Origin of the sequence: Ekhidna sp., assembly GCF_964218185.1 — a bacterium.
Taxonomy (GTDB): domain Bacteria; phylum Bacteroidota; class Bacteroidia; order Cytophagales; family Cyclobacteriaceae; genus Ekhidna.
Genome location: NZ_CAXPLV010000005.1, coordinates 573,063 through 586,386, shown reverse-complemented (window position 1 = coordinate 586,386; position 13,324 = coordinate 573,063). Strand labels below are relative to the sequence as shown.

11 protein-coding genes and 1 tRNA gene are annotated in these 13,324 nt (G+C 41.1%); 5 read left to right on the top strand and 7 right to left on the bottom strand.

The window, feature by feature from the left end; genetic code table 11:
* Positions 1-795, bottom strand: coding sequence for a (Fe-S)-binding protein (locus ACEQZT_RS08080; protein WP_370088924.1), 795 nt, complete (start codon positions 793-795; stop codon positions 1-3).
* Complete coding sequence (locus ACEQZT_RS08075; protein WP_370088923.1) at positions 792-2,102, bottom strand: 4Fe-4S dicluster domain-containing protein; 1,311 nt, start codon at positions 2,100-2,102, stop codon at positions 792-794. Before ACEQZT_RS08075 ends, ACEQZT_RS08080 begins: the two co-directional genes overlap by 4 nt.
* Before the next feature lie 83 nt (positions 2,103-2,185).
* On the opposite strand from ACEQZT_RS08075, the gene ACEQZT_RS08070 reads away from it, so the two are divergent.
* From ACEQZT_RS08070 to ACEQZT_RS08060, 3 genes are all read left to right on the top strand, one after another.
* Positions 2,186-2,258 (top strand) — tRNA-Phe (locus ACEQZT_RS08070).
* Between the two features lie 261 nt (positions 2,259-2,519).
* Complete coding sequence (locus ACEQZT_RS08065) at positions 2,520-3,113, top strand: TetR/AcrR family transcriptional regulator (protein WP_370088922.1); 594 nt, start codon at positions 2,520-2,522, stop codon at positions 3,111-3,113.
* A 41-nt stretch (positions 3,114-3,154) separates the two neighbouring features.
* The gene (locus ACEQZT_RS08060; protein ID WP_370088921.1) at positions 3,155-4,054 is read left to right on the top strand and encodes an alpha/beta fold hydrolase; all 900 of its coding nucleotides are present in this window, start codon (positions 3,155-3,157) and stop codon (positions 4,052-4,054) included.
* Here the strand turns inward: ACEQZT_RS08060 and ACEQZT_RS08055 are convergent, their stop codons facing one another.
* The 4 genes from ACEQZT_RS08055 to ACEQZT_RS08040 all read right to left on the bottom strand — a co-directional run bounded on the left by ACEQZT_RS08055 (position 4,055) and on the right by ACEQZT_RS08040 (position 9,267).
* Positions 4,055-4,798 carry a pseudouridine synthase gene (locus ACEQZT_RS08055; protein ID WP_370088920.1) on the bottom strand — a complete coding sequence of 248 codons (744 nt, stop codon included), beginning with the start codon at positions 4,796-4,798 and terminating at the stop codon, positions 4,055-4,057. It lies immediately after the preceding gene.
* Between the two features lie 23 nt (positions 4,799-4,821).
* Complete coding sequence (gene scpB, locus ACEQZT_RS08050) at positions 4,822-5,382, bottom strand: SMC-Scp complex subunit ScpB (RefSeq protein WP_370088919.1); 561 nt, start codon at positions 5,380-5,382, stop codon at positions 4,822-4,824.
* Positions 5,382-5,759: a TraR/DksA family transcriptional regulator gene (locus ACEQZT_RS08045; protein WP_370088918.1), complete on the bottom strand. Its 378-nt coding sequence runs from the start codon at positions 5,757-5,759 to the stop codon at positions 5,382-5,384. Before ACEQZT_RS08045 ends, scpB begins: the two co-directional genes overlap by 1 nt.
* 100 nt (positions 5,760-5,859) lie before the next feature.
* Complete coding sequence (locus ACEQZT_RS08040) at positions 5,860-9,267, bottom strand: lamin tail domain-containing protein (protein ID WP_372530145.1); 3,408 nt, start codon at positions 9,265-9,267, stop codon at positions 5,860-5,862.
* 54 nt (positions 9,268-9,321) lie between these two features.
* On the opposite strand from ACEQZT_RS08040, the gene ACEQZT_RS08035 reads away from it, so the two are divergent.
* Positions 9,322-10,314: an aspartate-semialdehyde dehydrogenase gene (locus ACEQZT_RS08035; RefSeq protein ID WP_370088916.1), complete on the top strand. Its 993-nt coding sequence runs from the start codon at positions 9,322-9,324 to the stop codon at positions 10,312-10,314.
* 5 nt (positions 10,315-10,319) lie between these two features.
* Positions 10,320-11,516, top strand: a complete 1,197-nt coding sequence (locus ACEQZT_RS08030) for an RsmD family RNA methyltransferase (protein ID WP_370088915.1) — start codon at positions 10,320-10,322, stop codon at positions 11,514-11,516.
* Here ACEQZT_RS08030 and ACEQZT_RS08025 read toward each other — a convergent pair.
* On the bottom strand, positions 11,485-13,302 hold the full coding sequence (locus tag ACEQZT_RS08025) for an ATP-binding protein (RefSeq protein WP_370088914.1): 1,818 nt from the start codon (positions 13,300-13,302) through the stop codon (positions 11,485-11,487). The genes ACEQZT_RS08030 and ACEQZT_RS08025 overlap by 32 nt on opposite strands.
* Positions 13,303-13,324 lie beyond the last annotated feature (22 nt).

Here is a 13,324-nt window from a genome sequence, read left to right as displayed (position 1 = left end):
TCAATCCAAACCTTCTGATTCTGCAATGAGTTCCGCCAGATCCTTCACTTTCACGGAATCTTCTTTCTCTTTATTCTTCACCCCGTCAGACATCATTGTCATGCAAAATGGGCATGCTACTGCAATGGTATCCGCTTTCGTTTCCAATGCCTCCTCGGTTCGCTCAATGTTTATTTCTTTATTACCTGGCTCTGCATCTTTAAACATCTGAGCACCGCCAGCTCCACAGCAAAGCCCCTTGGTTCGGCATCTTTTCATCTCCACAAGCTCAGCATCAAGCGCCTCCAAAACTGCTCGAGGTGCTGAATAGACATTATTGGCTCTGCCAAGGAAGCATGAATCATGATAAGTAATTTTACGCCCTTTGAACTCTCCTCCACCTTTAAGCTCTACCTTGCCTTCATTGATCAGTTCTTGCAAGAACTGCGAGTGATGAATAACATCATAGTTTCCACCTAGCTCGGGGTATTCATTTTTCAGCGTGTTAAAGCAATGAGGGCATGCAGTTACAATTTTTTGAATCTCATAACCATTGAGCACCTGAATGTTTGCCATCGCCTGCATTTGGAAAAGGAACTCATTTCCAGCCCTACGAGCAGGGTCTCCTGTGCAGGTTTCTTCTGGGCCGAGTACGGCAAACTTCACTCCCACCTTGTTCAGGATTTTTACAAAGGCCTTTGTTACGTTTTTGTATCTATCGTCGTAAGATCCGGCACAGCCTACCCAAAAAAGCACATCTGGCTTTTCGCCTTTTGCAACAAGATCAGCTACGGTTGGTATTTGTATTTCGCTCATTTTCCTTCTTTTAGTTCATTTGACCAATTAAATCTATCCTGCACTCCAAACTTCCATGGCGCAAAATTTGTCTCCACATTTTGGAACATAGCATTCCATGAATCAGGCGCTGCAGACTCCTCCATCGCCACATACCTCCTTGTTTGAAGAATGATATCCAGTGGATTAATATTAACAGGACAGGCCTCCACGCAGGCATTACAGTTAGTGCAGGCGTTTATTTCTTCTTTCGTGATGTAATCACCAAGTAGTGATTTTCCATCATCCAATCCATTCTTCCCTACATCCTCAAGCCTGTCACGGGTGTCCATCATGATTTTTCTTGGAGACAATTTTTTGCCTGTCAGATTAGCCGGACACTCAGAGGTACACCTTCCGCACTCGGTGCAAGAATAGGCATCCATCAAATTTTTCCAGGTAAGATCATTTACATCTTTGGCTCCAAAACGCATGCCCTCTGGCGGGGGAGCATTGTCTCCTTCTACAGGCATGCCCAGCATCATTTTCACCTCGTTGGTGATTTCATTCATGTTGTCCATTTTCCCCTTAGGGTCTAATCGACTATAGTAAGTGTTGGGGAACGCAAGAAAAATATGCAGATGCTTTGAATAAGTTACATACAGAGCGAATGCAAAAATTCCCACAATATGAAACCACCAGGCAGCTCTTTCCACAAAGATCAGCGAAGATGTATCCAATTGGTCAAGCCACGAAAACATGGCAGAGCTGAAATAAAAAGACCCGGTTTCAATATAGTGATTTGCTCCACGGGTTTGAAGAATTTGATCTGCACCGTTCATTCCCAAAATCGCAATCATCAGTGCTGATTCAATGATTAAGATCAGGTTTGCATCCAGAGATGGCCATCCAACCATCTCGATTTTCTTAAATCGATTGATCCGTAGAATGTTTCTTCTAATAAGAAAGACAATGCAGGAAAATAGAACACCGACTGCCAGAAACTCAAAAAAGTTGATCATCCCTGTGTAAACACCTCCTAAAACTGGAGCCGCTACTCGATGGGTTCCAAAGATTCCATCTATGATGATTTCCAGCACTTCAATATTGATAAGAATAAATCCCACATAAATGAGTAAGTGCAAAAAAGCTGGCACAGGTCTCTTGAACATTTTCTTCTGACCAAATGCCACTAGAATCATGTTCTTTAACCTCTCACTTTTATTACCCGAAAGATCTACATCCTTACCTAATTTAATATTGCTGGATATCTGCCTGATTCTTCGAAAAATGAGAAATCCAAAGAAACCGGCGACCAGCACAAATACGATTTGAGGGATATATTCCATAATGTTTAAAAAATTCCTGCTACGAACTTCAATTTAAATTTTGCCTTTTCAAAGAAATACCTACTTTTGCCAACCCAAAATTTGGTGCTGTAGCTCAGTTGGTAGAGCATCGGACTGAAAATCCGTGAGTCGGTGGTTCGAATCCACTCAGCACCACTTTTGACCAAGCCACTCTCTTTAGGGTGGCTTTTTTTATTGCAATCAACTCCATTTAAAGATACTGCTATCTTCCGACTGACGAACAGATTTTGAGTTTTTCTGTTTGCGGCTTCTCTCAAATACATCATCAGACTCATTGACACCTGTTTGAATCTCGAAGATAATTTCAAATCATTAAAATAGTATGCATGCATACTATTTTAGAAACTTTATAAATTAACTTTCGTATTTAATATACCAATCGGTATATTTGCATTTATGGCACGAAATCCAGAACATACTCGACAGCTGATTATTGATAAAGCACTCCCCATTTTCAATACTAAGGGATATGCTGCTGCATCTATTTCGGATATCACTGCTGCCACTGGTATTACAAAGGGTGCCATTTATGGTAACTTCAAAAACAAAGATGAGGTAGCTACTGCAGCATTTGAACGAGGCGTGGAAATAGTGTCTGGAGAGATTGCCAAGCGTGTAAGAGCTAAAAGTACCGCTCCGGAGAAGTTGAACGCTATTATAGACTTTTATGAGGAATATATCACCAAACCGCCAATTCCAGGTGGTTGCCCAGTGCTTAACTCCTCAATAGAAGCAGACGACAGCTTACCGTTTTTGCGCTCTAAGGTTATCAGATCTATAGCTTTGTTAAAGGATTCGGTCATTAAAATGATCAACAGAGGAATCATTGAAGGACAAATAAAGAAGGAAACAGACGCAGAAGAATTTGCAAACTTTTTTTATTCAACAATCGAAGGAGTAATCTCATTATCCAGAATTGAGGGAGATGGAAGATCCTTTGAATTTGTGAAAAGATTTGTTCGTAAACAGATTAAAGAAATCAGTACTTAAAAAAATTTATCACTTAAAATACCGTTTGGTATATTACTACGATGGTAACACATATTGAAATAAAAGGAGAAGACATCAGCAGACCAGCTGAACGTCCACCTAAAACAAATTGGAAAATTGAGTTGATCAAAAAGGGATTGGCGGTATTGCAGCATGCCTCACCAAAGAAATCAGCTGAAATTATCTGGCATTATTTTACTATGCCTGGCAGAGTAAACTTTTCAGAACCTCAGAAAAGCATCATATCAAAAGCTATTACCAGCCAAACCAACTATCAGGGAGATTTGATCAAATCTTATAAATGGGGTGAGGGTGAGAAAAAGATTTTATTATGCCACGGGTGGCGATCTAAAGCAGCGGATTTTAGAAGAATGATCAAAGTGCTCTCTTCAGCCGGGTACCAAGTAGAAGCTATAGATATGCGAGCACATGGAAATTCTCAGGGCAAGCATACTGCTCTTCCGGAGTTTAGGGACATCATAAAAAAACATATTGCTAAACATGGTCCCTATGAAGCGGTAGTTGGTCACTCTATAGGCGCGTTGGCTTCAGGGATTGCACTTAGTGAATTAGGATCAGCATTGCACCCTAAACATTTTTATGCAATAGCAGCACCTCCTTATGTTCGATACTTTTTTAAGGATATTGTGAGTGATACGGGGTGTAATAATGCAGTGTATGAAGCAATGAGTGGTTTAGTGAAGGAAAGGTACCACCAGCCTATTGACTATTTTGATTTGCGAATAAAATTTAATGACCTGAAGAACATCGATACCCATCTGTTTTATTGTGAACAAGACCAGGTGATTCCTTTTACAAAAGGAGAAGAGCTCGAGAGAGCCTGGCCTCATGCCTCGTTTGTGCATGTAAAAGGGCTTGGGCATTACAAAATCATAGCCAATGATTCGATTATCAGCTACATTCAAAATACCATGAAGTGATTATTTAATCCCCTTGATTCCCATAACCTCCTTAGGGCTGAGGTGTCTGTATTTTCCCCTGGGCAAGTTTTTCTTGGTTAGTGAGGCGAACATAACACGGTCAAGTTTCTTAACCTTATAGCCAAGGTGCTCAAAAATGCGTCTGACAATTCTGTTGCGGCCAATATGGATTTCAACACCAAGGATTTTATTGTCATCTCCCAGTATGGCTAGCTCATTGACAGTTGCCGGGCCATCTTCCAGAGTGATACCATTCAAAATCGTATCGAAATCTTCTTTGGTGATCGGTTTATCGAGCTCTACCTGATAGATTTTTTTCACCTTGTGCGAGGGGTGAGTAAGCTTTTTGGCTGTTTCACCATCATTAGTAAAGAGTAATAGTCCGGTAGTCTCCTTGTCCAGTCGGCCCACGGGATAGATTCGCTCCTCACAGGCTTTTGAAACCAAATCCATCACTGTGCGCTTCGCATGCGGATCCTTCATGGTGGTCACAAACCCTCGTGGCTTATTTAGCAAAACGTACTGATGAGTTTCTGATTTGAGCTTTTGCCCTTTATACTCAACTATGTCCGTTTTTTTTACCTTGTAACCCATTTCCGTCACCACTTTCCCATTAACCTTTATTTTACCAAGGGCAATAAGATTGTCAGCCTCTCTTCTCGAGCAGACACCAGCGTTGGCAACAAATCGATTTAATCGAATCTCAGTGGGTTTGGTTATCTCCTTTTTGTTGGGTCTTTTCATTGAGATACAAGTCAGTACTGACTTTATTCTTTTTCTTCACCGATGGTATTTTCCTCGGTGGTGAAGTCCTTAGGCGTAGGTAGCTCCTTTAGATCATTAATGCCAAAATAATCCATGAATTTTTGGCTTGTGCCATAAAGGATTGGTCGTCCTACTCCATCAGATTTTCCTTTCACCTCCACCAATTCTTTTTCCAACAGTTTTTGGATGGAATAATCACAGCTTACCCCTCTAATCTGCTCCGCTTCACTTTTTGTAATTGGCTGCTTATACGCAATGATAGAAAGTGTTTCCAGTGCAGAATTTGATAGCCGTTTTTTAGATTGCTGTTTCAGTAAGATGCCAATACTCGCCTGATAAGCTGGCTTGGTTAGAAACTGATAGCCTCCACCTGATTTCACCAACTCCATCGCGAAATCATCATTTTTAAACTTCTCTTCGATAGCAGACAGTCCAGCAGCAATGTCGTCTCCTGGTACATCTGCATCGAACATCTCCTTTAAGCAATCCTGAATTTCCTCTTCAGTGATAGGCTTGGGAGAGCAAAAAACAAGAGCTTGTATATGATTGGCCAGATAGTTCATTAAGCCTGTCTGTTCAGCTTAGCGTCGATACTTTGGGTGGTGTGAGGCACTGCTTTTAATCTTTCTTTTGAGATCAATTTACCGGTATCCACACAAATCCCATATGTTCCGTTCTTGATCCGAATGAGCGCATTCTCAAGGTTGTTGATGAATTTTTGCTGACGGCCAGCCAACTGGCTTAGGTGCTCTTTCTCGGCTGTATCTGCTCCGTCTTCCAGTGTTTTAACTGATGAAAAACTATCTCCACTATCATCAGACTCACGCGTCAACGAAGATTTCAAAGTGTTAAGTTCTTCTTTGGCTTTTGCTAGCTTTTGAAGGATTAACTCTTCGAATTCCTTTAGTTCCTCATCAGAATATCTTGTCTTTTCGCTCATGGCAGGTGAAGTTTAAAATGCTAAAACGTAAAATCAAGCGAAAATACTCAGCCTGACTCACAATAAATAATTGGATAAATCCTAAATCGACAAATCTTGATTAAAAATCGCGACCCACGACAACCGTTTCCTTGATAATTTCAGAGTTTCCGCTACTATCATATATTTCAAAAATGATCAAATAGTAACCCATTCGTGCCATTTTTCCATCATCCGTATCACCATCCCACCTCAAAAATCCTGATGTAGAAAGAGAGGCTCCTCGTGCAAGGTTCTTTACATGCCTACCTAGCTGATCATAAATGTTCACATTGGCAAATTTTCCGGCCTGCTCAAACTGATAGTTGATAGTGGTGAAGTCTCGACCAGAGCCACTATTGCCAGGAATAAAAACCTCTGGATCTGCAGTTACCCTTCCTTTTGCAGCCTCCGAGGTAAATGACTGAGAATTTACATAGCCTGGTGTAGCAAAGCCTTCCGTACTGGCGGCAGAGCGCCAATTGTTGGGATTATTGGAAGACTCCTCATAAGAGACTCTTTCCAAAGAGACTCCTTCCACACTTTTAAGCAGGTCATAATGGTAGTCATCTGAATAATCAAATTGATCCATAATCTCATCATCGGGGGAGAGGAGTAGGACAGTCCCTTCATCATCATTGTACGATGGTAGTGAACTAATCTCCACAAGGTTCACCGCTTTAGGATAATTGGATAGAGTAATAGAAGAACTGGAAGTGAACACAAGGAATTCTTCGGGAGAAATTACAAGCTCCTCTTCCGCCAAAATCTTTGGAGCATCTACTTCTCCCTCAACCAGACGAGCAAGCTGCCAACCTTTCAGGCTTATGTATTTATCTGAATCATTGTATAGCTCCACGAAATCAACCCCATTGGGGCGAGGATTGAAAAGTACCTCGCTTAGTTTTATTTCATTTTCTTCAGCTAATACCGGAAGGGCGAAAACTGTTTCTCCTTGCTGAATTTCGTTTCCAGAGCAATCTGTAACATTCTCAACATTTAAGGTATAAGGGGCACTTTCTGCTAGTGACTCTTCCAGTGCGATGGTAAGGGATTTTGGACTAAACAAATCAAAGGACACCTGATCGATAGGCAATGAAGGACTAAGTGAAATGATAGCCATATTCGCACTTTTAGGATCAATTTTTTCATCAAACTCCACGCGAATTGAATCTTGAGCAAACGCGACAGCTGAAACTATTTCAGGTCCGAAATTATCCGGAATAACTTCCGATATTGAGTTTGGCATTCCCGGTGTGCCTCCTCGAACATCCTGTGAGCTTGTCCAGTTATTTCCATTTTCCAGGCAAGGATTGGTCACATCTCGCATCTCAAGAGATACACCTCCATCTGATTTGTCCTCTTCATGCCAATCAGGGTCATACTCCAAAGAAAAAATCAATTCCGATCCCATGCTAAGCGTTAAGTGCTCACCTGAATTGTTGAGAGACGGAAATCCTGAAACGCCGATGGCATTATTTGTAAATTCTGATGAGGCCGAAGTTGTAGTCAACACATAGTATTCCCCAGGACTTAGTGTTCGCGAAGGCAAATCGATCGTTTTTGTAGCGTCCGTCAATGAGATACCATCCGAACTAAGAATTTCACTTGTCGCATTTAAGATTTCAATGTATTCTGCTTCCGGAAGCTCTCTTTGTGGGTCCGGATCAAACATCACTTCTGTGATTATGAGCTCATTAAATGATGGAGATCTTCCTAAGCCAAACTTGATGGTGGTCTCCTCGAGGAGATTACCAGAACAATCAGACACATTGGAGATGGTGAATTCATACAAAACTCCTTGCTCTACTGCTTCAACGAAGGTGACTTCAATGGATAATGGAAACTCACCAACCATATTGACCTGATCAATTGTCAATCCATCAGAAACCGAATAAGAGCCGGACGATAAGCTGGCTGCATCCATCCTTTCAGAGAAATTGATTGTGAGGCTATTGCTAAAACTGTAAGATTGAATGGTAGGCGCACTTGTATCCGGTGTATCATCAAATACTGAGTTTTGAGTGCCTGGTGTGCCGCCTAAGGGATCTGTGGATAACGCATAGCTAGCAATAGAAAGACATGGATCATTTGGGTTGATAAGCTCTAAGGTTATAGCGTCCTCCAGAAAGCTACTTGAATAGGTAAGCTCAGCCAGAGTTGATTCCGACGCATCTCTGATTATAATCTGATCCTCGCCTGTAGAATTTAGGTTAGGGAAATTATCAACCCCAAGAACCTCCCCAAATATGGAGAAGTCAACCGCAAAATCAATATCAGTGATTATAAGATACTCACCCGGTTCAAATATGTAATTGCCAAAAGCATCAGAAATACCAGACACGGAATTGTCTTTTATGGTCCATCCGGAGAGTTGTAGGTACTTATCTGAAACGTTTACCAACTCGATAAAATCAATATTTGGAAATGAAGTTGCTGGAGTAGGGTCAGCCATAAACTCATTAATCACAATATCACCTGGTTCTGCTGTTTCAGTAACGATGTAATCAAAGGTTGCTTCACTATCCGTATCAATTGGATTCGTATTCTCATCTTCCACATTATTGATCGTGATCGTGTATGTGCTTCCATTATCAAGAGTAGAAGTTGTCAAATGAACAAGCGAGTTGTCGCTTCCATCTCTTACCGCACTATTCACAGCCACCTCACCATCAATTGCATAATTACCTGAGTCTTGAGAAGAGGTTTCATCTACATTTTCACTGAATTTCACATCTACCTGGGTCTCAGAAATGGCCGTGACAGACTGGATGGTTGGAGGTTCCATATCAGTTGGGGTAGGCCCAACATAAAAATCATCAAAAAAGTGGTTGTTCACCACACTAGCAGCTGATGATTGGACAACAAGAAATCCAAACACAGAGCTAGAAGTTACATCAGTATCTGTCACCGTTCCAACCGAAGTGAAAGTTCCAGTCGAACCCTCATCTGTAAAGAGTTCCCAATTACCTAGTCCATCTCTGCTAACCTGAATTTTAAAAGGCTTACTAGAGCTATTATTTAAAATATCTTCAGGAGTACTTATAAGTGCGCTTGAAACACTACCACCAACAATTTTATGAAAGGCAATCCAGTCTTCACTATCTCCAATTCTTACAAAATACCCATTTTGAACTGAAGTTAAGTTGCTTTGATCTGCAACGAGATAAACATCAACATAATTGACCCCTGATGGATTAAACTTTAAATCAATAAAGAATTCCCATGTTGAATTATCAATTTGATTTGATGGAATAGAAAGATAATAATCTTGCGCACCAGACCCAGCATTTGAACGTAACTGCTTATCACCACCTTCATCAACCAATAAAAAACTGCTGATATCACCCCCTAAGGCAGGATTGAACATATCTGGAGTGCTTCCAAGAGTCTCATCTTCAAAATCGTCTTCATACTGGCCATACAACGAAAATCCGGCAGCCACACAAATCAGAATCAAAGCACTTCTCATCATTCTTATAATTGTCACAGGTTAAATGTAGTAGTTTTGCATTAGAATAATTGTTCAAGATTTAAAGCTATTATGAAGGTTGCAGTAGTAGGAGCAAGTGGGCTTGTAGGCCAGAAAATGCTCCAAATCATGTCCGAAAGAAATTTCCCTGTTGATGAGCTCTTGCCAGTGGCATCTGAGCGATCGGTGGGTAAATCCATTTCTTACAATGGAAAAGAATATACCATTCTGTCTATGGAGGATGCTATAGCTGCAAAACCGGACATAGCTTTATTCTCAGCGGGTGGTTCAGTTTCTTTAGAATTCGCTCCAAAGTTTGCCGAAGTAGGCACGGTGGTCATTGACAATTCATCTGCCTGGAGAATGGACGCAAGTAAAAAACTCGTGGTACCGGAGGTAAACGGAGATGTGCTCCGAATTGATGATCGAATCATCGCCAACCCGAATTGCTCAACCATCCAAATGGTGGTAGCATTGAAACCACTGCACGATGCATTTAAAATCAAGCGAATTGTTGTATCCACGTATCAGTCTGTGACGGGATCCGGAAAGGGAGCAGTAGATCAGCTCGAAGGGGAACGAAGTGGTAAAGACATTCAAAAAGTATATCCTCATAAAATTGATATGAATGCCCTTCCTCATATTGATGTATTTCAGGAAAATGGATATACCAAAGAGGAGATGAAAATGGTAAAGGAAACCATGAAAATCATGGGTGATGATTCGATCAAAGTAACATCCACATGTGTTCGGATTCCAACCATTGGTGGTCATTCTGAAGCAATCAATGTAGAGTTCGAAAATGAATATACACTAGAGCAGGTTTATTCACTACTTTCAAAAGCACCGGGTGTAACTGTGGTGGATGACCCCTCAAAGAATGAGTATCCAATGCCATTAAGTGCTCATGACAAGGACGATGTGTTTGTGGGTAGAATCCGGCGAGATGAAACTCAACCTAAAACATTAAACATGTGGGTAGTTTCTGATAACTTGAGAAAAGGTGCTGCCACCAATACCATTCAGATAGCTGAGTACATGCTGGCACACAGCCTCGTGTATTAAGGTCGATGAATCAGCTTGATCTTCTCTTGCAGAAAGATGTGAAGGAATTCATTCGTGAAAACGCGGATTCCGATCCGAAAAAGCTGATTCTGAATCCTCCTGGTGAGTTTAAGGAGTACATCAAGGAAATTGCTGATCAAATCCAGTCTAGACAGAAAGCAAAAAACAAACTCGCTGATTGGGCTGAGGATTTTGACCTTATAATGCCCCCTGCTCTCTCGATCGAACAGGCCTCCTCAGAATCAACGTGTCACTACAAGCAAGAACTTATTCATGGTAAACATCTTATTGACCTCACAGGAGGCATGGGCATTGACTGCATTGCCTTAAGTGAAAAGTTTGAAAGAACAACTTATGTTGAAGAGCAAGCTGAATTATGTGAAGTTTTCAAACACAATGCTCAAACTCTTGGTAAAGAAATCGAAGTTGTAAATGAATCCGCAGAATCATTCCTTTCCCGATTTGATGATAATACTACCGACACCACTTTTTACATTGATCCGGCTAGAAGAGATATTCATAAAAACAGAGTTTTTCGCATTGAGGATTGTTCTCCCAATTTGATTGAGATTCTTCCATTGCTTAAAACGAAAGGACACAAGACATTGGTGAAGTTTTCTCCAATTCTGGATTTACAGGCTATCACATCAACCGTAAACGGGATTCAAGAAATTCACATCGTTTCGGTGAAAAATGACTGCAAGGAAATCCTTCTTTTACTCGATTTTGAATCCAGAAGCAATGTGCAAATCATCGCTGCAAATCTTCAAACAAACCAGCCTAATTACGCCTTCTTCTCAGGTAATGAATCCAACTCGAAGGTAGCATACGGCATGCTCAATAAATACCTCCTCGAACCTAACAGTTCGGTGATGAAGGCAGGAGCGTTTAAGAGGATTTCGGAGGATTTTGGACTATGTAAACTTGGTGATAACACACACCTTTATACATCAGACAGCCAGGTTAGCAGTTTCCCAGGTAGAACTTTCGAGGTAATTGCCACTGCTAACAAAAAGAACATTTCTCGCTATGCCGACAAAGGAAAGATCAATGTGATTACCAGAAATTACCCCTTGAATGCGAGCGAATTGAAGAAAAAATGGAAGCTGAAGGATGGTGGAGATCTTTTTCTAATTGGCTTTAGAGATATTTACGGAAAGCCTCAGACGGTTATAGGTCAGAAGATTGATCGTTCAGAATAACTCTAAATACCGAACCCTTACCCAGCTCACTTTCAACCTCCATTTTACCACCTAGCCCTTTTACAAAATCGAAGCAAAGTGCAAGTCCCAGACCATTTCCTGTTTCTCCCGCCGTTCCATCTGTACTTGTTAATCCCCCTGTAAAAATACTCTCCTGCATTTCCTCTGAGATACCAACGCCCTGATCAATCACCTCAATCACTGTCACCTGATCACCCTTCACAGCACTGATTTCCACCTTGGAGTTTTTATTGGAAAATTTGATAGCGTTTACCAGCAAGTTCCTCAATAAAATACGAACTATGCCTCTGTTAGAATGAAGGCTGATGGTACTATTTCGATCATATACCAGCTCAATTTTCTTTTCCTCCAGCCGTTCTCGCAACTCATCCTCCAGCTCTATAATTACGTAGTTCAATTCAAAGGTTTCTCTCTGCAAATTTTCTCCCTCCATCTGGCCCTCAGCCCATTGAAAGATGTTGTTTAAAAGATTAAGTAGGTTAGAAGTTTTCTCTCTCACCTCCGGTAAATGAGGCTCTATCTCTTCCTTGCTAATCAGTTTCTGGTTAAACATTTCTATCACTGAAGATACAGATTGAATGGGGGACTTCAAATCGTGCGAGACAATAGCGAATATTTTGGTCTTGAACGCATTTAGCTTTTCAAGCTCCTTCTTTTGCCTGCCAATTTCCCTCACCACAAGCACAATGATGGTGATCAAAACAGCAGCGATCACAAGGGCAACCACCAGTCCCTGAATGATAAATTGTCTCTGCTCAGCGAGTGTGGTGCTGATTTGATTTTTTTCTTCCAGAACTCTCAGCCTAAACAGTCGTTGGTAATAAGCTAGCAACTCAAGCTCATTTCTAACCTGAGCGTTTTGTACACTGTCTTTGTATACCTCATACCTTATTTGGTTTTCATATGCTTTTTGATATTCGCCCAAATCTCCGTAGCAATTCGCAAGGGTCTTGCTTGAGATATAGATAAGCTCCTTTACGCCCATTTCGGTCGCCATCTCACTAGCTAAAATGGCATGCTCCAAAGCATGAGCTGCATCTCCTTTCTTTCGTTCCAACTCCGCCTTTAGCTGATTCGCTATCAGGCTCGTCCGCTTAATATCATATTTTTTGGAGGTGGTATGGGTGAGCTCAAGCAGCGAGTCAGCTATATCCAATTTCCCCTGCTTCAGATAGGTCTCGGCCATATTTGAATAAAGAATAGGGGAAAGGTGAATGAAAGAATCTTCAAGTTTGTTCTCTGCTTTGTTCAAGTAGTAGTGTGCCGAATCATATTGATTCAGATTAAAAAAAGCACGAGCAATATTGTTGTAAACTGCAAAAAGCCTTCGTGATCGCTGATACTTTTCCTGAATGCCAAGCTCTAATCGATAATAGTTAATAGCATCCAGATTGAACCCTACTGCATTGTAAACATTTCCAATGTTACCATAATTCTTTGCTACCAGCTCTTCGAAATTATTCGTTTCTGATAGTTGCAAAGATTTTTGAAGAGACTCGATGGCATCCATTTGATTTCCCAGGGACCAATGGGCATTGCCAATCCGATTGAGTGCGGCGGCTTTTAGTGAATCATTGTTAATTTTTTCAGCAAGGCTCAGAGCCTCTTGTGATCTTTCTAAACTCTCGTTGGGATCATCATATAGGTCATCTTGTGCTTCGGTAAGCAGCTTTAATATTTGCTCACGACCCTGACCGTTCTGGGAGAGAACCTGACCAGAAATCAAAACACAAATCAAAATCCATGTGAGATTGGTGAGTTTCACAATGAGAAGATAATTCGTTTTT

Coding starts and splice junctions, on each gene's coding strand:
- ACEQZT_RS08080 (WP_370088924.1), bottom strand. CDS start 795: ATGAGCGAAATACAAATACCAACCGTAGCTGATCTTGTTGCAAAAGGC.
- ACEQZT_RS08060 (WP_370088921.1), top strand. CDS start 3,155: ATGGTAACACATATTGAAATAAAAGGAGAAGACATCAGCAGACCAGCT.
- ACEQZT_RS08075 (WP_370088923.1), bottom strand. CDS start 2,102: ATGGAATATATCCCTCAAATCGTATTTGTGCTGGTCGCCGGTTTCTTT.
- ACEQZT_RS08030 (WP_370088915.1), top strand. CDS start 10,320: ATGAATCAGCTTGATCTTCTCTTGCAGAAAGATGTGAAGGAATTCATT.
- scpB (WP_370088919.1), bottom strand. CDS start 5,382: ATGAACTATCTGGCCAATCATATACAAGCTCTTGTTTTTTGCTCTCCC.
- ACEQZT_RS08055 (WP_370088920.1), bottom strand. CDS start 4,798: ATGAAAAGACCCAACAAAAAGGAGATAACCAAACCCACTGAGATTCGA.
- ACEQZT_RS08045 (WP_370088918.1), bottom strand. CDS start 5,759: ATGAGCGAAAAGACAAGATATTCTGATGAGGAACTAAAGGAATTCGAA.
- ACEQZT_RS08065 (WP_370088922.1), top strand. CDS start 2,520: ATGGCACGAAATCCAGAACATACTCGACAGCTGATTATTGATAAAGCA.
- ACEQZT_RS08035 (WP_370088916.1), top strand. CDS start 9,322: ATGAAGGTTGCAGTAGTAGGAGCAAGTGGGCTTGTAGGCCAGAAAATG.